The 20,436-nt window shown below is 72.7% G+C and carries 14 protein-coding genes; 4 read left to right on the plus strand and 10 right to left on the minus strand.

From position 1 onward, the window contains the following. Nucleotides 1-5: 5 nt before the first annotated feature. The 8 genes from ACFZDL_RS06155 to ACFZDL_RS06190 form a co-directional block, all read right to left on the minus strand. The gene (locus ACFZDL_RS06155; RefSeq protein WP_353593109.1) at nt 6-1,982 is read right to left on the minus strand and encodes an esterase-like activity of phytase family protein; all 1,977 of its coding nucleotides are present in this window, start codon (nt 1,980-1,982) and stop codon (nt 6-8) included. Then, nucleotides 1,979-2,398, minus strand: coding sequence for a hypothetical protein (locus tag ACFZDL_RS06160; RefSeq protein WP_353593110.1), 420 nt, complete (start codon nt 2,396-2,398; stop codon nt 1,979-1,981). The genes ACFZDL_RS06155 and ACFZDL_RS06160 overlap by 4 nt, the downstream gene beginning before the upstream one ends. A gap of 87 nt (nt 2,399-2,485) precedes the next feature. Further along, nucleotides 2,486-4,063, minus strand: coding sequence for an apolipoprotein N-acyltransferase (lnt, locus tag ACFZDL_RS06165; RefSeq protein WP_353593292.1), 1,578 nt, complete (start codon nt 4,061-4,063; stop codon nt 2,486-2,488). An 89-nt stretch (nt 4,064-4,152) separates the two neighbouring features. Next, nucleotides 4,153-6,609 carry a SpoIIE family protein phosphatase gene (locus ACFZDL_RS06170; RefSeq protein ID WP_353593111.1) on the minus strand — a complete coding sequence of 819 codons (2,457 nt, stop codon included), beginning with the start codon at nt 6,607-6,609 and terminating at the stop codon, nt 4,153-4,155. A 35-nt stretch (nt 6,610-6,644) separates the two neighbouring features. Next, nucleotides 6,645-7,649, minus strand: coding sequence for an ABC transporter permease (locus ACFZDL_RS06175; RefSeq protein WP_353593112.1), 1,005 nt, complete (start codon nt 7,647-7,649; stop codon nt 6,645-6,647). Beyond that, a complete protein-coding gene (locus tag ACFZDL_RS06180; RefSeq protein WP_353593113.1) occupies nt 7,642-9,162 on the minus strand; it encodes a sugar ABC transporter ATP-binding protein in 1,521 nt (506 codons plus the stop codon). The genes ACFZDL_RS06175 and ACFZDL_RS06180 overlap by 8 nt, the downstream gene beginning before the upstream one ends. After that, the gene (locus tag ACFZDL_RS06185) at nt 9,159-10,184 is read right to left on the minus strand and encodes a sugar ABC transporter substrate-binding protein (protein ID WP_353593114.1); all 1,026 of its coding nucleotides are present in this window, start codon (nt 10,182-10,184) and stop codon (nt 9,159-9,161) included. The genes ACFZDL_RS06180 and ACFZDL_RS06185 overlap by 4 nt, the downstream gene beginning before the upstream one ends. Nucleotides 10,185-10,209: 25 nt before the next feature. Beyond that, the gene (locus ACFZDL_RS06190) at nt 10,210-11,544 is read right to left on the minus strand and encodes an enolase C-terminal domain-like protein (RefSeq protein WP_353593115.1); all 1,335 of its coding nucleotides are present in this window, start codon (nt 11,542-11,544) and stop codon (nt 10,210-10,212) included. A gap of 165 nt (nt 11,545-11,709) precedes the next feature. Here ACFZDL_RS06190 and ACFZDL_RS06195 point away from each other — a divergent pair, with 165 nt between their 5' ends. The 4 genes from ACFZDL_RS06195 (at nt 11,710) to aspA (ending at nt 16,524) form a co-directional block, all read left to right on the plus strand. After that, nucleotides 11,710-12,474 (plus strand): FadR/GntR family transcriptional regulator, encoded by a 765-nt coding sequence (locus tag ACFZDL_RS06195; protein ID WP_353593116.1) that lies wholly within the window; start codon nt 11,710-11,712, stop codon nt 12,472-12,474. Then, nucleotides 12,471-13,913 carry an amino acid permease gene (locus ACFZDL_RS06200; RefSeq protein ID WP_353593117.1) on the plus strand — a complete coding sequence of 481 codons (1,443 nt, stop codon included), beginning with the start codon at nt 12,471-12,473 and terminating at the stop codon, nt 13,911-13,913. The genes ACFZDL_RS06195 and ACFZDL_RS06200 overlap by 4 nt, the downstream gene beginning before the upstream one ends. Before the next feature lie 116 nt (nt 13,914-14,029). Then, nucleotides 14,030-15,055 (plus strand): asparaginase, encoded by a 1,026-nt coding sequence (locus ACFZDL_RS06205; protein ID WP_353593293.1) that lies wholly within the window; start codon nt 14,030-14,032, stop codon nt 15,053-15,055. A gap of 68 nt (nt 15,056-15,123) precedes the next feature. After that, nucleotides 15,124-16,524 carry an aspartate ammonia-lyase gene (gene aspA, locus ACFZDL_RS06210; protein WP_353593118.1) on the plus strand — a complete coding sequence of 467 codons (1,401 nt, stop codon included), beginning with the start codon at nt 15,124-15,126 and terminating at the stop codon, nt 16,522-16,524. On the opposite strand, the gene ACFZDL_RS06215 is transcribed toward aspA, so the two are convergent. Together ACFZDL_RS06215 and ACFZDL_RS06220 are read right to left on the minus strand one after the other, a co-directional pair. Further along, nucleotides 16,521-17,828, minus strand: a complete 1,308-nt coding sequence (locus tag ACFZDL_RS06215) for a GAF domain-containing protein (protein WP_353593119.1) — start codon at nt 17,826-17,828, stop codon at nt 16,521-16,523. The two genes, aspA and ACFZDL_RS06215, sit on opposite strands and share 4 nt — an antisense overlap. Before the next feature lie 165 nt (nt 17,829-17,993). Beyond that, entirely contained in the window at nt 17,994-20,426 is a 2,433-nt protein-coding gene (locus tag ACFZDL_RS06220; protein WP_353593120.1) for a SpoIIE family protein phosphatase, read from the minus strand. Nucleotides 20,427-20,436 lie beyond the last annotated feature (10 nt).

The following is a 20,436-nucleotide window of genomic DNA, read 5'->3' on the forward strand; positions in this document are numbered from 1 at the left end:
AGGGGTCAGGGCCCCCGGAGGGAGACGGCGAGCGCGTAGAGCCGGGTCGTCTGCTCGGACCTGCTGTTGTTGTCCGAGATCAGATACAGCGCGCGGCTGCCCGCGGGCACCTTGGCCCCGCCGGCCGGGATCACGGGGCCGAGCGCCATCCCCTCGACATTGTCGAGCAGTGGGTTCTGCTGGTCGTCGTCCGTCCGGACATCGCCCGGGGGGCAGTCGGCCAGGTCGACCAGCAACGTCTTGTGTGCCATCCGGTCGCTGTCGTCCTTGACCAGGCGGTCGGTGTCGATGAGGTTCGCCGCGCCGCGGAGGTCCACCTCGTAGACCCGCACGCCGTTGCCGAGACCGCGGATGTAGCCGCGCTCCAGGGCGAGCAGACGGTCCGGCCCGACGGCCACCAGCTCGCTCAAGTAGAGGCCTTCCTCGGTCTGGTAGCCGATCTGCCGGTCGGGTACGTAGCGCCCGCCCGAGCTGCCCCGGTAGCGCTCGATCCGCAGCTGATGGCGGCCGTGGACGTCCTCGTCGCCGAGCAGGGGCGCCTCCATCCCGGCGTAGAGGAGTTTTCCATCCGGAGTGACGGCGAGGGATTCCACGTTCCGCGTGCTCTCGGCCACTCCGTCCGGCGGCGGATAGAAGGTCTTGGGCAGCGGCAGGTCCCCGCCGACCTGTTTCCCGTCGCTGAGGCGGATCCGGCGGATGGCGGGTCCTTTCTCGGAACTCACCAGGGCGGTTCTCCCGCCCTTCTCCACGACCAGCCCCTCGCCGTCGAATGTCGTGAACTTCGACCCGTCGGGCTCGTAGATCCCCTGCACGTCCGTGACGCGCGGGTCCAGCTTGCCGGGGAGCGCGCCGGGGGAGCCGAGGGAGAGAGTGAAGATCTGCGCGGGGGTCTCGTCCCGGACCGCGTAGGCGCGCCCGCTCCCGTCCGCGAGGGCGAGCGCGGACAGCCCCGCCACCTCGCTGCCCTGGAACTCGTCGTAGCCGGGTTCGTCGAGCTGGTCGGACACCGCGAGCAGCGTGGCGCGGCTCTCCTCTCCGCAGGGGCCCGGTATCGCCGCACCCCCGGAATCCGAACGCCACAGCTCGGGCGCCCAGTGGCCCCCCGCCGCCCCCGCCGCCAGGGTCGTCGCCAGGGTCAGCCCGGCCCAGGCCCGTCTGCGCCGGGTCCAGTACTCCGGGGGCCGCGGCGGGTGCCGGGACGCCCGGTTCCGGACGAACGGCAGTGTGCCGACGCCGTCCTGGTCCTGCTTGTGCGGCTGTGGCAGGCTGCGCAGGTCCAGGGCGTGGACGAGGAGCTTGTGGATGTCGTCGAGGGAGAGCAGTTCCCGGTCGGGGTGGCGCGGATCGCCGGTCCGCAGGATCTTGATCAGCTCGCCGCTGAACGCCGTGTAGGGCTTCGTGGAGTCCGCGACCGCCTTCTCGTCCCTGGCCGTGGCCGTCAGCACATACGAACCCTTGGTCTTCAGCTCCGTGTCCGCCAGCGCGCTGTCGGACACGGCCATCCCGTCCAGGGCCTGGCCGCTGTGGCAGCAGTCGAGGATGACCACCCGGCGCTTGACCCGGTCCCGGCAGGACTCGAGGATCTGCCGCAGTCTGCGGTAGGCGAGGGTGGTCTCGCTGCGGTTCCTCCGGGAGGAGGACGCGGTCAGATAGAGCTGCTCGTCCTCCAGGGTCTGCAGCCCGTGTCCCGCGTAGTAGACGACCAGCGTGTCGGTGGCCCGCTCGATCGCGTCGTAGATCGGATCGGTCATGTCTCCGACCGTCTGCGGGTCGGCCACCGGCTTGATCCGGTCCGGGTGCAGCCCCCATACGGAATCGTCGGCCAGCAGCCGCTTCAGCGCGTTCAGATTCCCGGGCACCGACGGCAGATCAGGGAGGTGCTTGTATGTGCTGACCCCGATCAGCACGCAGGCCGACTTCTTCGGATCCATTCTCCCGGGCTCGCCCTGGGACTGCGGGGCGGCGTCGTCCCCGCCGGTCATGCCGCGTCTCCGGCTTCCCCGTCCCGCTCGCTCTCCTCGCTCTCCCGGCCGTCGTCCCCGGCGCCGCCCAGCAGCTCCCGCAGCGCCAGCCGCACGGATTCCTCGGTCAGCGAGTCGGCGCTGTCGAAGGTGACCTTCAGCCCGTCACGCTCGAAGGTCACCGCGGAACGAGGCGTGTGATTGCCGCGCCAGGCCGCGAAGGCGAGTGCGAGGGTGCCGTACGCGGGCACCGCGTCAACGACGAGTTGGACGACCTCGAAGGCCCCGCCCATCTCCTCGGGGCCGGGGGGAGAGCCGGGCTCTCCCAGTTCGATCCCGGCCGCGCGCAGTTCCTCGCTGTGCCGACGCAGCCATTTGTAGAGCGAACGGAATTCAACACCACTGTGGGGGCCGTGCATGACTATCCGGAGATTCATTCCGCCACCCCGTTCATCGAGCCACAAGCGATGGATCAGCAGCGCTCGGCCGCCCACCACGATACATCAGGCACTTTTGTAACTCCTTTACAGCACACCGGAGTTCCGCGGTCCGTTCTCGGAGACGCCCGCATCGCCAACCGGCTCCGCATGCCGCCGGCGCCTGAGCGCGCCCGCGCCCTCGACCGCGCCGAAGGCGGCGAGCGCGGCCAGCGATCCGTACACGGTCCACGGCCCGGTCCGCACATACGGGCTGGTGCCGCGGGCCAGCGGCACCTCGTAGACCATGGCCGCGCTGGTGTCCGTGCCCATCCGCCCGCCCACCGGCTCGCCGCGCGGCCCGAAGACCGCGCTCACCCCGGACAGGGTCGCGTGCACCATCGGCCGCCAGGTCTCCGCGGCGCGCAGCGCGGCCAGCGAGGCGTGCTGCGCGGGCGCCCAGCTGTGCTGGAAGGTGGAGGTCGCCGACTGCACGACCAGCACCTGCGCCCCGACCCGCGCCAGATTGCGGCTCATGTCGGGGAACGCGGACTCGAAGCAGACCAGCGGCCCGATCCGCAATCCGTCCGGCAGCCGCATCACGACCTGCTCCGTGCCGCGCCTGCGGTCCTCGGGCGCCGCCTTGCCCACCGAGGTGGCCCAGCCCAGCACCGACCGGGCCGGGATGTACTCGCCGAACGGCACCAGCCGCATCTTGTCGTACCGCTGACCGGTGGGGCCGTGTGGCCCTATCAGCACGGAGCTCTTGTAGATGCCCGGCCGGTCGCTGCGCCGCGCGTCCACGTTGACCAGCAGATCGGCGCCCACCCGCCGGGACAGCGCGGCCAGCCGCCGGCTCAGGTCCGGCCGCGCGGCCAGGTCCTGGCCGACGCTGCTCTCGCCCCACACGACCAGGTCGAGGTGGCGGCCGGCCAGCTGCCGGGTCAGCCGCTCACTGCGGTCGAAGCGCGGTCCGGGGACGTCGATCACCCCCGGCTGCACCACCGCGATCCGCACCGCGCCGGCCGGCCTCGGCACCGGCGCCCAGCTCCACACCCCGGCGGCCGCCGCGGCACACGCCACGACCCCGGCCAGCGCCACCCGGCGCGTCCCGGCCACCGCGGCCAGCAGGGCCAGCGAGACGTTCACCACCACGATCAGAAAGCTGACCAGCCACACCCCGCCCACCGACGCCATCCGCAGCGCGGGCGGCACCTGCCACTGGCTCGCACCCAGCAGGCCCCACGGCCCGCCCAGGTACTGCCAGGACCGTACGAGCTCGGCCAGCAGCCACGCGGAGGGCAGCAGCACCAGGGCCGCGGCCACCCGGCCCGGCCCCGGCCGGCCGTGCAGCAGCCCGCGCACCAGCCAGCCCCACGGCACCCACAACAGCCCGAGCAGCGCCGCGAGCACCACGATGAACACATGCAGGCTCGGCATCAGCCAGTGGTGCACCGCCAGCAGGAACCCCGCCCCGCCCAGCCAGCCGTCCAGGGCCGCCCGCCGGCCGGTGGGGGCCGAGCGGGCCAGCAGGATCCACGGCACCAGCGCCGCGTACGCCAGCCACCACAGCGACGGCTCGGGGAAGGCCAGCGCGGGCAGCGCCCCGGCCAGCACCGCCGCGGCGCCCCGGGTCCACGGGGAGGCGAGGTAGCCGAGCCACCGGCCCCCGCGGCCGAACGACATCCGCACGCCGTCCCCCCTCCCTGCCTCAGGCGTCCAGTGTGGGGGAGGGACACGATCACGAACAGGGCGCGGGCGCGCCGGGGTGCGCCTCATGCCGGGGCCGGGAGGTCCTGCTCGGCCCAGATGAGCTTGCCGCCCTCGGTGTAGCGGGTGCCCCAGCGGCGGGTCAGCTGGGCGACGAGGAACAGGCCGCGGCCGCCCTCGTCGGTGGTGCGGGCGTGGCGCAGCCGGGGCGAGGTGTTGCTGGCGTCGGCGACCTCACAGATCAGCACGTCGTGCCGGATCAGGCGGAGCCGGATCGGCCCCGTGCCATGGCGGATGGCGTTGGTGACCAGCTCGCTGACGATCAGCTCCGAGGTCATCATCAGCTCGTCGAGGCCCCACTCGGCGAGCTGGCGGACCGCCAGGGAGCGGGCGCTGGCGACCACGGCGGGGTCGGTGGGCAGGTCGAAGGAGGCGACATGGCCGGGGCTCAGGGAGTGCGTACGGGCCAGGAGCAGGGCGACGTCGTCGGACGGCGGGCAGGTCAGCATGGTGTCGACCACGGCGGAGCAGAGGTCCTCCAGGGGCAGACCGGGCTGGGCGAGCGTGTTGCTCAGACGGGCCAGGCCGACGTCGAGGTCCTGGTCGCAGGTCTCGATGAGGCCGTCGGTGTAGAGGGCGATCATGCTGCCCTCCGGGAGCTCGAGTTCGGCCGACTCGAAGGGCAGTGACCCCAGGCCCAGCGGCGGCCCGGCGGGCAGGCTGGGGAAGGTGACCTCGCCGTCCGGGGTCACGAGGGCGGGCTCCGGATGCCCGGCCCGGGCCATGGTGCACCGCCGGGTGACCGGGTCGTAGATCGCGTACAGGAAGGTGGCACCCATCAGCGCGGCGGCGATGTCCTCCTCGCCCACCCGCTCCTCGCCGAGCCGGATGACCAGGTCGTCGAGGTGGGCCAGCAGTTCCTCCGGCGGCAGGTCCATGTCCGCGAGCGTGTGCACGGCGGTCCGCAGCCGGCCCATGCTGGCCGCGGCGTTGATGCCGTGCCCCACCACGTCGCCGACCGCGAGGGCCACCCGGGCCCCGGACAGCGGGATCACATCGAACCAGTCGCCGCCCACGCCCTCGCGGACATCGGTCGGCAGATAGCGCGAGGCCACCTCCAGGACCGGGCTGCCGGCCAGGTTGTGCGGCATCAGGCTGCGCTGCAGGGCCAGGGCCGTGGTGTGCTCGCGGGTGTAGCGGCGGGCGTTGTCCACGCACAGCGCGGCCCGTGCGACCAGTTCCTCGGCCAGCAGCAGATCGTCCTCCTCGAACGGGTCCGGGTCGCGGGAGCGGACGAACGAGGCCACGCCCAGGATGGTGCCGCGCGCACGGAGCGGCGTGACCATCAGGGAGCGCATCCCGAACTCGCGGACCTTCTGGGCCCGGGCCGGGTCCGGGTTGTCGCCGGTCCACGCGGTGACGGAGACGTCCATCGTGGGGTCGAGGAGGGCTTCGCCGGAGAAGAAACAGGAGGCGAAGGGCGAGGTCGGGGAGATGGTGACGGAATCGCCGAGCGTGGCGATGGACTCGGGGGTGCCTTCGCGGATGGAGGCCTGTCCGGCCCGCCGGAACGCGGGCAGCGTCCCCTGCGTCGGGGGCACCGGCTCCTCGCCGCGCAGCACCGACTCCAGCAGGTCGACGGTGACGAAGTCGGCGAGCCGCGGCACGGCGAAATCGGCCAGCTCCTGGGCGGTGCGCAGCACGTCCAGGGTGCTGCCGATCTTCGTGCCGGCCTCGTTCAGCAGCGCCAGCCGCTCGCGCGCCCGCCACCGGTCGGTCACGTCCATGCCCATGTAGCACACGCCCACCGGGTGGCCGTCCGCGTTGTCGAGCCGGAAGAACGAGGTCGAGTACGCGTGCTCGCGGTACGGATCGGCCATGGTCCAGCCCTGGTACTCGTAGTCGACCACCGGTTTGCCGGTCTCGAGCACCTCCCGCATCTGTGCCTCGAGCGCGCCCGTGTCCAAGCCGGGCAGGGACTCCGCCATCCGGCGGCCAAGACGCTGCTCCCGGGGCACCCCGCCGTAGCGCTCCAGCATGTCGTTCATCCATACGTACCGCAGGTCCGGGCTGAGGACGGCCATGCCGATCGGCGAGCGGATGAGGAAAGCCTCGAGCAGCGATCCGCTCAGCGCCCATGAGGGGATCTTCGACAGGTCGATCGCGGAGACCAGCCAGCACTCGCGCTCGCAGAACTCGGGGGCGCCGAAGATCCCGGTGACCCGCACTCCGACCTCGACGAGGCGGCCGGAGCGGTGTCGCAGCGTCACCAGACCGCCCCAGCTGTCCTGGGCGCGGCACTGCTCCGCGATGCTGCGCGCCTTCGCGGCGTCCTCGGGGGCGGCCATCAGCTTCGCGGCAGACGTGTTCAGCACCTCGGCAGCCGGGTAGCCGAGGAGGCGCTCCGTGGCAGTGGTCCAGCCGACAATGGTGCCGGCCGCGTCGACCACCGCGGTCGCCGCGTCGGCCATGTCGAACGGGACGTGCGCTTCGGTTGGAACGATTCCCTCGGGGCTGGTCATCGCCCGTCCCATCTGCGGAGAGATTTCCCTTAATACTATGACTCCTGGGCCTCGCCGGTGGTGAGGCGGGCCACGATCAGGGCGAGCAGGATGATGCCGCCGTAGATCGCCTGGATCCAGAAGGCCGACACCTGGGCGAGGGTGAGCAGGTTCTCCAGCATCCCCAGCAGCAGCGTGCCCAACAGGGCGCCGAGCAGCGAGCCGCGGCCACCCCTGAGGCTGATGCCGCCGATCACCGCGGCCGCGAAGACGGTGAAGATCATGCCGCTGCCCTGGTTGGCGTCGACCGCGCCGACCCGTCCGGCGATGACCAGCCCAGCGACGGCCGACAGCGCCCCGCCGACCACCAGGACCGCCCAGCCCACCCGCGCCACCCGGATGCCCGCCGCACGCGCGGCCGGGGCGTTGCCGCCGACCGCGTACACCGCGCGGCCGAAGCGGTGGTAGCGCAGAGCGAAACCGGCCACGGCGAAGCACCCGGCGCCCACCCAGACACACAGCGGCAGGCCCAGCCAGTTCTCGGAGCCCAGGGCGAAGAAGGCCGGCGGGGCGTCGAACAGCGTCCTGCCGGAGACCAGGCCGATCAGGACCCCGCGCAGCACGATGTTCATCGCGAGGGTGACGATGAAGCCGTTGAGCCCGAGCCCCACGATCAGGGCGGCGTTGACCGCGCCGATCAACGCCCCCGCCACCGGGATGATCAGCAGCCCCAGCCAGGCGGGCCAGAGGGTGCCGAAGCCGCCGGAGGCGGCGGGGATGACGACCAGGAAGCCGAGCGCGGGTGCCAGACCCGCGATGGACTCCAGGGACAGGTCCATCCGGCCGCTGATCAGGATCATCGCCTCGGCGAGCACCAGCAGCCCGAGCGCCGAGGAGGCGCCCAGGATGTTGATCAGGTTCTCCCGCTCGAGGAAGGTGTCGTTGGTCAGGGCACCGATCACCAGCAGCAGCACCACCGCGGGCAGCAGCGCCAGGTCGCGGATCCGGAACAGGGCGGCGCGGCGGACCGGGCCGGCGGGGGAGGCGGCCGGGTCAGCCATCGCCGGACGTCACCCCTTCGACGGCGGCGAGCAGTTCCCCGTCCCGCCAGCCCGCCGGGTACTCGGCCGTCACGAAGCCGTTGAACATGACGAGCACGCGGTCGCACACGCGCAGGTCCTCCAGCTGGTCGGAGACCACCAGCACCGCGCGCCCCTCGGCCCTGGCCCGGACCGCCGCCGCGAGCAGGGCGCGCTTGGCCCGTACGTCCACCCCGGCCGTCGGGTCGACGAGCACCAGCACCCTGGGGTCGGTGGCCAGGGCGCGCGCCAGGACCACCTTCTGCTGGTTGCCGCCGGACAGCTCGGTCAGCGGCTGGGCGGGCCCCTCGGTGCCGATGTCGAGGTCGGCGATCGCCCGGCGGGCGACGGCGTCCCGCGCCGCGGGGGCGATCAGGCCCAGCGGCCCGAGCCGTCCGCTGATCGGCAGGGTGATGTTCTCGGCCACCGACAGCGACGGCACCAGCCCCTCGTGGTGCCGGTCGCGCGGCAGACAGCCGACCCCGGCGGCCAGGGCCGCGGGGACGCTGCCGGTGCGCAGCGGACGGTCGAAGATCCAGACGCGGCCCCCGGAGGTGCGGTACAGACCGGCCAGCGCGGCCCCGAGCTGGTGGCTGCCGGAGCCGGCGAGACCGGCCAGGCCCACCACCTCACCGGCCGCGACGGTGAGGCTGACGTCGTGGAAGCGCAGGCTGCTCAGGTGCTCCAGGCGTACGGCGGCGGGGGCGTCCGGGCCGAACGGGCGCGGCGGTGCGGTGCGGGGGACCGGCAGGCCGCCGCGCTCGCCGGTCATCGCCTCGATCAGCTTCCCCGGGGGCATCTCGCCGACCGGGGCGGTGACGATCCGGCGGGCGTCGCGCAGGACGGTGACGGCCTGGCAGACCTCGTACACCTCCCGCAGGTGGTGGGAGATGTAGAGGAAGGTGACCCCGGCCTCCTGGAGCCGCCGCATATGGGCGAACAGCCGGCCGGCCGCCCGGGAGTCGAGCTGGGCCGTCGGCTCGTCCAGCACGATGAACCGGGTGCCCAGCGAGAGCGCCCGCGCGATCTCCACCAGCTTGGTGTCCTCGACGCTCAGCCCCCCGGCCCGGGCCGTCTCGTCCACCGGTACGCCCCACTCGTCCAGCAGCGCGCGGGCCTGCCGCCGCATCCGCCGCCGGCTGATCACCCGGGCGCGCGGGGTGACCGGCTGGCGGCCCAGGAACAGGTTCTCCGCCACCGACAGCTCGTCGATGGTCGTCGACCGCTGGTAGACGCAGGCCACCCGGCGGCGCCAGGCCGCCCGGTCGGCGACGGCGGGCGCGGGCTCGCCGTCGTACCGCACCGTGCCGCGCTCCGGCCGGGTCAGCCCGGTGAGGACCGACACCAGCGTCGACTTGCCGGCCCCGTTGCGGCCGACCAGGGCGTGCGACCGGCCCGCCTCGACGGTGATCCCCGCGTCCAGCAGGGCCACCGTGGGCCCGTACCGCTTGGTGACCCCGATGGCCTCGACGAGCGGGGGCCGGGTGCTGCTCATCGGCGGTTGCCCCACAGCGCCGGGTCGTTGACGTTGTGCCGGGTCACCAGCGGCGCGGGGAGCTGGTCCTGCAGGATGCCCCCGGGCAGCTCGACGATGGTGCTGTGGTGGTCCGTGCGGCCGGGGTGGAAGGTCTTCCCGGCCATCGCCCGCTTGATGTAGTACATGGCGTACTTGGCGTAGAGATCGACTGGCTGGGAGACGGTCGCGTCGATGAGGCCCTTGCGGATCGCGGTCAGCTCCTGCGGGATGCCGTCGTTGGAGACGATCGTGATGTGCCGGGGGCTGCCCGCCCGGACCAGCGCGTCATGCCGCTGGAGGGTCCGCAGGGTGGGCGCCAGATACACCCCTCCGGACTGCATGTAGATGCCCTTGATGCCGGGGTTCGCGGTGTACAGCGCCTCCAGGCCGGCCGCGGCCTTGTCCGCCTGCCATTGGGCCGGGATGTTCAGCACCTTGATCGCCGGGTAGTGCCGCGCCATGCACCCGGAGAAGGAGGACGAGCGGTCCCGGCCGTTGACCGAGGCCAGGTCGCCCTGGATCTGCACCACCTTGCCCGACTTCACGGCCCGGCCCAGGACCTGGCAGGCCTTACGGCCGTACGCGCGGTTGTCGGCCCTGATCACCATCGCCACCTTCCCCGTCCGCGGGGCCACGTCGACCGCGACCACCGGAACATGGGCGCGCTGCGCGGCCCGCAGGCCCGGGGCGATGGCGGCGGAGTCGATCGGCGAGACGACCAGGCCCTTGACGCCCTCGGACAGCAGGTTCTCGATATCGGTGATCTGCTTGCCCGAGTCGCTGTTGGAGTTCACGGTGGGGAGCGTCCGGACGCCCTGCTCGGCGGCCTGCCGTGGGATGTCCTGGTTGTAGGCCTGCCAGAACGGCGAGGTGAGAAACGGGATGACCACGCCGACCCGGCCCCCGGCCGGATGGCCGCCGCAGCCCGTGGCGGCGGCCGGCCCCAGGGCGAGCGCGAGCACGGTGACGGCGGCGGTTCGGCTCCTCCTGCCGGCCCTCATGCCACCCCCTCCCGCTCGGTCCTGCTCATGCCACCCCCTGCGCCCGTTCGGCGAGCCAGACGGCGCCGTCGGGGTAGGCGTACGCGTGCAGTGAGGCGGGCCGCAGGGTGGAGCTGAACCCGGGGACGGAGGGGGCCGTGTACCGTCCCCGGGCGATCACCGCGGGATCGATAAAGTGCTCGTGCAAATGGTCGACGTATTCGATCGTCCGGTCCTCGAGCGTTCCGCTGACCGCCACATAGTCGAACATGGCCAGGTGCCGCACCAGCTCGCAGAGCCCGACGCCCCCCGCGTGCGGGCATACCGGGACCCCGAACTGGGCGGCGAGCAGCAGGATCGCCAGATGCTCCGGGATCCCCGCGACCCGGCAGACGTCCAGCTGCAGGATGTCGAGGGCCTGGGCCTGCAGCAGCTGCTTGAAGACCACCCGGTTGGCGGTGTGCTCGCCCGCCGCGACCTTCACAGGTGCAACGGCACGGCGGATCGCGGCGAGGCCGAGGATCTCGTCCGGGGAGGTGGGCTCCTCGATCCAGTACGGGTCGAACCCGGCCAGCGCGCGGGTCCACTCGACCGCCTCGCCCAGCTCCCACCGCTGGTTGGCGTCGAGCGCGATCCGGATGTGCGGGCCGACCGCCTCGCGGGCGATCCGGCAGCGCCGGATGTCGTCGTCCAGGTCGGCGCCGACCTTCAGCTTGATCTGGGTGAAGCCGTCGGCGACGGCCCGGCGGGCGGCCGAGGCGAGGCGGGTGTCGGAGTAGCCGAGCCAGCCGGGGGAGGCGGCGTAGGCCGGATAGCCCCCGGCCCGCAGCCGGGCCTCGCGCCCGGCCTTCCCGGGCTCCGCGCGGCGCAGGATCAGCAGCGCCTCGTCGGGGGTCAGCGCGTCGGTGAGGTAGCGGAAGTCCACGAGGGCGACCAGTTGCTCGGGGGAGAGGTCGGCCAGCAGCTTCCACAGCGGCTTCCCGGCCCGCTTGGCGTGCAGGTCCCACAGGGCGTTCGTCACGGCGCCGATGGCCATGTGCGTGACGCCCTTGTCCGGGCCGAGCCAGCGCAGCTGGCTGTCGCCGACCAGCGCGCGGTAGCGGTCGGTCAGGCCGGCGAGGGTCCCGTCGAGCTCCGCTCCGGTCAGCTGCGGGCGCAGGGCGTCGATGGCCGCGACCGCCACCTCGTTGCCCCGGCCGATGGTGAAGCAGAAGCCGTGGCCCTCCAGTCCGTCCGGGGCGTCGGTGCGGATGGTCACATAGGCGGCTGAGTAGTCGGGGTCGGGGTGCATGGCGTCCGAGCCGTCGAGCCGCCGTGAGGTGGGGAAGCGGATGTCGTACGCGTCGACGGCCGTGATGTGTGCCCTGCTCAGCTGCTTCATGACGGATCACGCACCTGTCGCTCTTGCCCTCGGCCGGAGCCCCGCGTCTATGCCAAGAAACTCCACATAGAGCATAAACCGGGCAAATGCCTCACCCTATGCGATCGGGCGCTCTTTGTCGCGGAACTATTGACAACGGTTCCGTGGCGAGCCGAATATCTGCCCGTGAACTTGTCAGACAGCCAGACAGGCGAGTCGGTCCCCTCGGTCCCCCGTCGTGTGAGCGCCATGGAGGCCGTGCTCACGCACCTCCGCCGCGCCATTGAGCAGGGCGAATACGCGGTCGGGGACAAACTCCCCTCCGAGGCGGAGCTCTGCCGCCGGCTGGAGGTGAGCCGACCGGTGCTCCGGGAGGCGCTGCGGGCCCTGCAGACGATGGGGCTCACCGCGTCGCGCACCGGCAAGGGTACCTTCGTCATCTCCAACGGCCCGGTCGAGGACCCCACCTTCGGTGACTACACGGCGAGTGACCTGCTCGAAGTGCGTCGGCACATCGAGCTCCCGGTCGCCGGGTACGCGGCGGTCCGCCGCTCCGCCGAGGACCTGGACCAGCTGACCCATCTGCTGGAGCGGATGGAGCGGGAGACCGACACCACCGCATGGGTGGCGATGGACACACTTTTCCATCTCGCCATTGCCCAAGCGGCCCGGAATCCGGTATTCCGCAAGGTGATAGAGGAGATCCGCGACGCCCTGGCACGGCAGTCCGCGTTCCTCACCGAACTCGGCGACCGACGCGAGCAGGCGAACCGAGAACACCGGGCCATCGTCGAGGCGCTGTCCGACGGTTCGGAACCCGACGCGGTGGCGGCGATGGCACACCACCTCCAGCGCGTCGAAAAAACCCTCACCTCCATCGTGCGGCCCGGCTCCGACGCCGGGCGCGCGGCAGGAGTCATGCAACCCCCTACGGAAGGCCAGCAGGAGTGAGCGAGCAGTCCCTCCGGCACGAAGAACGCCGTCAGCAGCCCACCAAGACGCCCCCCGCGCACATCGACGCGGGCGACGCCGGGTACAGCAAGTCCCTCAAGGCCCGGCACGTCAACATGATCGCCATCGGTGGCGCCATCGGCACCGGGCTCTTCCTCGGAGCCGGAGGGCGGCTCAACAACGCCGGACCCTCCCTTTTCATCGCCTACGCCGTCTGCGGCCTCTTCGCCTTCCTGGTGGTGCGGGCCCTGGGCGAGCTCGTGCTGCACCGCCCCTCCTCGGGCGCCTTCGTCTCGTACGCCCGTGAGTTCCTGGGCGAGAAGGGGGCCTTCGTCGCCGGCTGGATGTACTTCCTGAACTGGGCCACCACCGGCATCGCCGACATCACGGCCGTCGCGACGTACACCCACTACTGGGGCATGTTCACCGACATCCCGCAGTGGGTGATCGCCCTGATCGCGCTCGCCGCCGTGCTGGCGATCAACCTCATCTCGGTCAAGATCTTCGGCGAGATGGAGTTCTGGTTCGCGATCATCAAGGTCGGCGCGCTCACCGCCTTCATGGCGATCGGCATCTTCCTGCTGGTCACCCGGCACCCGATCGACGACCACACCCCGGGCCCCGGGCTGATCTTCGACAACGGCGGCGTCTTCCCGCACGGCGTGCTGCCGATGCTGCTGGTCATCCAGGGCGTCATCTTCGCCTACGCCTCGGTGGAGCTCGTCGGTGTGGCGGCGGGGGAGACCGAGAACCCCGAGAAGATCATGCCGAAGGCGATCAACTCCATCATGTGGCGCGTCGCCCTCTTCTACGTCGGCTCCGTGGTGCTGCTGTCCATGCTGATGCCGTTCACCTCCTACTCGGGTGACGAGAGCCCCTTCGTGACCGTGCTGTCCAACATCGGCGTGCCCTCGGCGGGCGGGGTGATGAACCTCGTCGTGCTCACGGCCGCCATGTCCAGCCTCAACTCCGGGCTCTACTCCACCGGCCGCATCCTGCGCTCGATGGCGATGTCCGGCTCCGCGCCCAAGTTCACCGGCGTGATGAGCCGCACCCATGTCCCCTACGGCGGGATCCTGCTCACCGCCTTCTTCTGTGTGCTGGGCGTGGGCCTGAACTATGTGGTGCCGAGCAAGGCCTTCGAGATCGTGCTGAACTTCGCCGCGATCGGCATCCTCTCCACCTGGGCCATGATCATGCTGTGCCACCTGCTCTTCTGGCGCAAGGCCCAGGCCGGGCAGGTCAGCCGCCCCGGCTACCGGCTCCCCGGATCGCCCTACACCGAGATCGTCACCATCGGCTTCCTCGCCTCCGTCCTGGTCCTGATGTGGGCCGACGGCGGGCCCAGCCGACTGACCGTCATGGCGCTCCCCGCGATCGTGGTGGCGCTGGTCCTCGGCTGGTACGGCGTACGGGGCCGGGCGAGCGGACGGCGATGACCGCCACCGGACGCGACCACAACACCTCTACCACCACCTTGAGCACTCCCCCCGTGAGCACTTCTCCTGTGAACTCCTCCCCTGCAAGCACCCCCTGGACGCTCCCCCAGCCACCGCTGGGAGGTGCCCCTACCGACCCCGACCGCCCGCTGCCCGCCGCGCCGCCCGAGATACGCGAGGCACGCCATGTGCCGCTCGTCCAGGTGATCCGCGGCGGGCTGGTCGAAGGCGTCCACCACGGCTCGGCCGTGGTGCTGGCCGCCGACGGCGAGGTGCTCGCCCAGGCGGGCGACCCCGACGCCGCGTTCTACCCCCGCTCGGCGCTCAAGCCCGTCCAGGCCGTCGCCATGCTGCGCGCCGGGCTACCGCTGGACGGCGACCTGCTGGCGCTCACCGCCGCCAGCCACTCCGGCCAGCAGCGCCACCTGGCCGGGGCGCGGCGCATCCTCGCACAGGGCCGGCTGGCCGAGGACCTGCTGCGCAACGTCCCCGACCTGCCCTACGGCGCCCCCGAGCGCGAGGCGTGGCTGCGCGCCGGATACGGCCCCTCCCGGCTCGCCCAGAACTGCTCGGGCAAGCACGCCGCGATGCTGCTGACCGCCCAGCTGTGCGGCTGGCCCCTGGAGGGCTACCTCGACCCGGCGCACCCGCTGCAGCGGCTGATCGCCGAGACCGTCGAGGACCTGACCGGGCAGCGAATCGCGCAGGTGACGGTGGACGGGTGCGGTGCGCCGCTGTTCGCCGTCTCCCCGCGCGGGCTGGCCCGCGCCCTCGCGCGGATCGCCGCCGCCCCCGCGGACACCCCCGAGGGCCGGGTCGCGACCGCCATGCGCGAGCACCCCGAGATGGTCGCCGGGACCGGGCGGGACGTCGCCCACCTGATGCGGGCGGTGCCCGGCCTCGTGGCCAAGGACGGCTTCGAGGGGGTCCAGGTGGCCGCGCTGCCCGACGGGAGGGCGCTCGCCGTGAAGATCGCCGACGGCGGGGACCGCGCCCGGATGCCGGTGACCGCCGCGGCCCTCGCCCACCTGGGCGTCGACCCCGGCCTGCTCGCCGAGTTCGCCGAGGCCCCCGTGCTCGGCGGCGGCCGACCCGTCGGTAGCCTGCGCGCGACAGATTTCCTGTCACCGCGGCCTGCCTGATCCGCCGGCCTCACGTCACCCCCCACACCCCACCCTCACCCCGCCTCACCAAGGGACACCGCACACCGATGACTGCCACCGGCTTCCGCCGAGAACACGACCTGCTGGGCGACCGTGACGTGCCGGCCGACGCGTACTGGGGCGTCCACACCCTGCGCGCCACCGAGAACTTCCCCATCACCGGCACCACCATCGCGGCCTACCCGCACCTCATCGGCGCCCTGGCGGCCGTCAAGGAGGCCGCGGCCCGCGCGAACCAGGACCTGGGGCTGCTGGAGCCGGCCAAGGCCGACGCCATCGCGGCCGCCTGCCAGGAGATCCGGCAGGGCCGGCTGCACGACCAGTTCGTGGTCGATGTGATCCAGGGCGGGGCGGGGACCTCGACCAACATGAACGCCAACGAGGTGATCGCCAACCGGGCGCTGGAGATCCTCGGCCACGCCAAGGGCGACTACACCCATCTGCACCCGAACGAGGACGTCAACCTCAGCCAGTCCACCAACGACGTCTACCCGACCGCCGTCAAGGTCTCCACCATCCTCGCCGTGCAGGGGCTGCTGGCCGCGATGGAGATCCTGCGCGAGGCGTTCGCCGCCAAGGCCGAGGAGTTCCGCGACATCCTGAAGATGGGGCGCACCCAGCTGCAGGACGCGGTGCCGATGACGCTCGGCCAGGAGTTCTCGGCGTACGCGGTGATGCTGGAGGAGGACCAGAGCCGGCTGCTCGAGGCCCAGAGCCTGGTCCACGAGATCAACCTCGGCGCGACCGCGATCGGCACCGGCCTCAACGCCCCCGCCGGCTACGCCGAGGCCGCGCGCCGCCACCTCGCCGCCATCACCGGGCTGCCCATGGTCACCGCCGCCAACCTGGTCGAGGCCACCCAGGACTGCGGCGCCTTCGTCCATCTGTCGGGCGTCCTCAAGCGCATCGCCGTCAAGCTCTCCAAGAGCTGCAACGATCTGCGGCTGCTCTCCTCCGGCCCGCGCGCCGGGCTGAACGAGATCAACCTGCCCCCGGTCCAGGCCGGATCGAGCATCATGCCCGGCAAGGTCAACCCGGTCATACCCGAGGTGGTCAACCAGGTCGCCTTCGAGGTGATCGGCAACGACGTCACCATCACCATGGCCGCCGAGGCCGGACAGCTCCAGCTGAACGCCTTCGAGCCGATCATCCTGCACTCCCTGTCGGAGAGCATCACCCATCTGCGCGCGGCGTGCCTGACGCTCGCCGAGCGCTGCGTCTCCGGCATCACCGCGAACGCCGAGAACCTGCGCGCGACGGTGGAGAACTCCATCGGCCTGGTCACCGCGCTCAACCCGCACATCGGCTACAGCGCGGCCACCAGCATCGCCAAGGAGGCCCTGGCCACCGGGCGCGGCGTGGCCGAACTGGTCCTGGAGAAGGGCCTGCTGCCCGCCGACCGGCTCGCGGCCGTCCTCCGTCCCGAGGAGGTCGCCGGCCGCGGTTAGGCACACCGCAGCCGGGCGACGGCCGGGGCGGCGCTGAAGGGGAGCAGGTCCTGGAGGCGGTCCGGCCGTCGTACGTCGACGCGGAGCTGGTCGGCGATGCGGTAGGGGCGGTGCGCGAGCACCGCCCCGAAGCTGCGGCGCAGCCGGGACATGGCGGCGCGCACGGTGACCGTCCGCGTCGGGTCGCCGAAGAGGTCGTCGGCCAGCTGCGCCGCCGTCCGCCCGCCGGGGGACGCGGCGAGGACCAGCAGCACCTCCGCGTGGCGCGCGCTGAGCTGGTGGGTCCAGGTGCCGGAGGGCCCCGAGAAGGTCAGCGACCACTCGTGCGGACGGCGTACGTCCAGCACCACGCGTCCGGTGCCCTCCGGCCCGTAGAGCTCGCCCGCCTCGTCCGCCCCGGGGCCGATGACCCGCAGCAGATGCCCGCCCGGCAGCGGCTCCACCGCGCAGGTGCCGAGCGCCGGCAGCCACACCGGCCCACACGCCGCCGACTTGGGCAGCAGCAGCCGGTGGTCCCGCGGGGTGACCCCGGTGACACCGGCGATCCAGCCGTGGGGGTCGACCGCGACCGCCTTGCCCCGGATCCGGGCGAGGATCGGCGCCGCGACGGCGCGCAGCCGGTCGAGCTCCCGGCTGTGGGCCAGGCGCAGTTCGCCCTCCGCCCACCGGGCCGTGGCGGTGACCAGGGACAGCACGGTCGGATGGGCGCTGGCGGCCGGGCCGCTGATGTCCACGATGCCCAGCAGCCGCCCGTCCCGGGGGTCGAGGACCGGGGCCGCGGCGCAGCTCCAGGTGTGGAAGGCGCGGACGAAGTGCTCGGCGGAGTGCACCCGTACGGGCGCGCGGACGGCCAGCGCGGTGCCGATGCCGCTGGTGCCGGCGACGTCCTCGGCCCAGTGGGCGCCCTCGGTGAGCGCGATGCCGTCGGCGTACCGGCGCACCCCGCGGTGGCCGTCGATCCACAGCACCCGGCCGTCTCCATCGGTGATGATCATGATGTGCCCGGCCGCCTCGGCCGCCTCCAGCAGACCGCTGTGCAAGGTGGGCAGCACATCCGCCAGCCGGGTCTGCTGCCGCCGCCGCTCCAGCTCCTCGAGGCCGAGCAGCCGCGGGGCGCTGCCGCGCTCCGGGTCCAGGCCCAGGCGCAGCATGCGGTCCCAGGACTGCCCGATCACCGGGCGCGCGGGCAGCGGAAGCCGGCCCCGGCTCAGGGCGGCCTCACGCATGACCGCCATGAGCCGGGCCGATTCGGCGGGGCTCAGGTCGGCCAGCGGGCCGGTGCCGAGCGAGGCTTGAGTTCGCATGGAGATGCGGCCTTTCGTTCCTTGGGTGCCAGGCGCCCCGGCCGAACAGGCTTTGTTTCTGCGGCGATTGTAACGACCTGGGGGCGACGGGGATCGGAAGAAGGAGCGGCCGCGCCGGGCGTCGCGACGCCGATCCCTGTCGCCCCCAGGTCGTAGGACCCGCCCTCACCCGGCAGGGCGAGACAGGGCCTGCTCGGCCCAGATCGTCTTGCCGGTGGGGCCGTACCGGGCGCCCCAGCGCCGGGCGAGCCGAGCCACCAGCAGCAGCCCCCGGCCGCCCTCGTCGAACACGCGCGCCCGGCGCAGATGCGGGGCGGTGTCGCTGCCGTCGGAGACCTCGCAGATGAGGCTGCGGTCGTGGATCAGGCGCAGCTGGATGGGCCCTTGGGCGTGCCGGATGGCGTTGGTGACCAGCTCGCTGACCACCAGTTCGGCGGTGAAGACCGCCTCGTCAAGACCCCAGGCCATCAGCTGGTCGGTGGCGTTCTTACGGGCCTGGGCCACGACGGCCGGATCCGAGGGCAGGTCCCAGGTGGCCACCTGGCTCGCGTCCAGCGCCCGGGTACGGGCCAGCAGCAGGGCCACATCGTCGGCGGGGCGGCCGGGGACCAGCGCGCTCAGCACCGCGCCGCACAGATCGTCCAGGGATTCGACGGGCCGGGCCAGCACCGCACGCAGCGCGTCCACCGCCTCGTCGACATCGCGGTCGGGGGCCTGGATCAGTCCGTTGGTGTACAGGGACAGCAGGCTGCCCTCCGCCAGCTCCACCTCGCGGGACTCGAAGGGCAGGCTGCCCAGGCCCAGCGGCGGTCCGCTGGGCAGATCGAGGTAGTCGGCGGTGCCGTCGGGCCGGGTCAGCACGGGCGGCGGATGGCCGGCGCGGGCGAGGGTGCAGCGCCGCGAGACCGGGTCGTACACCGCGTACAGGCAGGTGGCGCCGACGTCCCCGGCGGCCCGCGCGGCGGTGGCGCCCCGCTCGCCCTCCGTCTCGGCCGACAGCCGGTTGACCAGGTCGTCGAGGTGGGTGAGCAGTTCGTCCGGGGGCAGTTCGACATCGGCCAGCGTACGCACCGCCGTCCGCAGCCGGCCCATGGTGGCCGACGCCTGGAAGCCGTGGCCGACCACATCGCCCACCACCAGCGCCACCCGGGCGCCGGACAGCGGGATCACATCGAACCAGTCGCCCCCGACCCCCGCCCGCGACCCGGCGGGCAGATAGCGGCCGGCGGCCTCGACCGCCGCGGTGCGCGGCAGCGCCTGCGGCAGCAGGCTGCGCTGCAGGGTCACGGCGGCCTCGCGCTGGCGGGTGTAGCGGTGGGCGTTGTCGATGCACACCGCGGCCCTGGCCGTGATCTCCTCGGCGAGCAGCAGATCGTCCTCCTCGAACGGCTCCGGGCGCCGGTGGCGGGCGAAGGCGGCCACGCCCAGCGTCGTGCCGCGGGCGCGCAGGGGGACGGCGATCGCGGAGTGGAAGCCGAACCGGCGCATCCGCGCGGCCCGCGCGGGATCGTCGCGCTCCCACTGGGCGATGGTCTCGGGCGTCACCCTGACCAGCACCCCCCGGCCCACGGCCAGGCACTCGGCCGCGGGCGAGTGCTCCGGGTAGACGGCCAGCTCGCCGAGCGCGATCACCATGTCCGGCCGGCCTTCGAGCACCGACCGCGCGGCGACGCGGCGCAGTACGACGGTGCCGGGCACCGGCCCGGGGGGCGGCTCGTCGCCGCCGGGGTGGACCGAGGGGAGCAGATCCACCACCGCGAAGTCGGCGAACTCCGGGGCGGCCACATCGGTCAGCTCCTGCGCGGTGCGCGTGATGTCCAGCGTGGAGCCGACCCGGACACTGGCCTCGCTGAGCCACGCCAGCCGCCGCTGCGCCTCCTGCTGCACGGTGACGTCGTGGCCCGCCAGGACCACGCCCACCACCCGGCCGTCGTCGCCGCACAGCGGGGCGAGCGAGGTCGACCAGGCCGCCTTGCCGGGGGACGGGGGGAGGCTCAGATACCGCGGCAGGCCCGTCTCCAGCACCAGGCGCATCGTCCGCTCGATCTCGGCGCCGCGCATGTCGGCCACGATCTCCGAGATGCGCAAGCCCCGCATCCGGTCCTGACCGAGGCCCACCACGCCTTCCATGTCCTTGTTCGCCCAGCGCAGGAGCAGCCGGGTGTCGAAGACCGCCATCGTGCACGGCCCCTGGGCGAAGGAGGCCCTGGCCAGCTCGTCGTCGTCGGCGGCGGACCGCGTGCGGTCCAGCGGGGAGACGAGCAGCCACTCGGCCCGGCCGTCCGCCGCCGTCCTGTGGTGCGCCAGCAGACCCACCCGCAGCATGTGGCCGTCGCGGTGGCGCAGCGTCAGCTGCCCGCTCCACCTGGTCAGCCGCTCCGGGGAGGCGGGGAGGTCCGCGGCCGCCCCGTCGGCGAGCAGCCGGGAAGCGGGCCTGCCCAGGACCGCCGGGCCCGGGTGGCCGAGGAGCCTGTGGGCCCCCTCGTTCCACCCCGTGACGGTGCCCCGCTCATCGAGGGTGGCCCTGGCCGTGGACGCCTCGTCAACGAGGTCGTCGGACCGGACGGGGTGGTCCCGCGCGGTGTCCGGTCGCCTCATGGTCGTTCAT

It is taken from the genome of Streptomyces sp. NPDC007917 (assembly GCF_042959105.1).
In the GTDB taxonomy this organism is placed as follows: Bacteria; Actinomycetota; Actinomycetes; order Streptomycetales; family Streptomycetaceae; genus Streptomyces.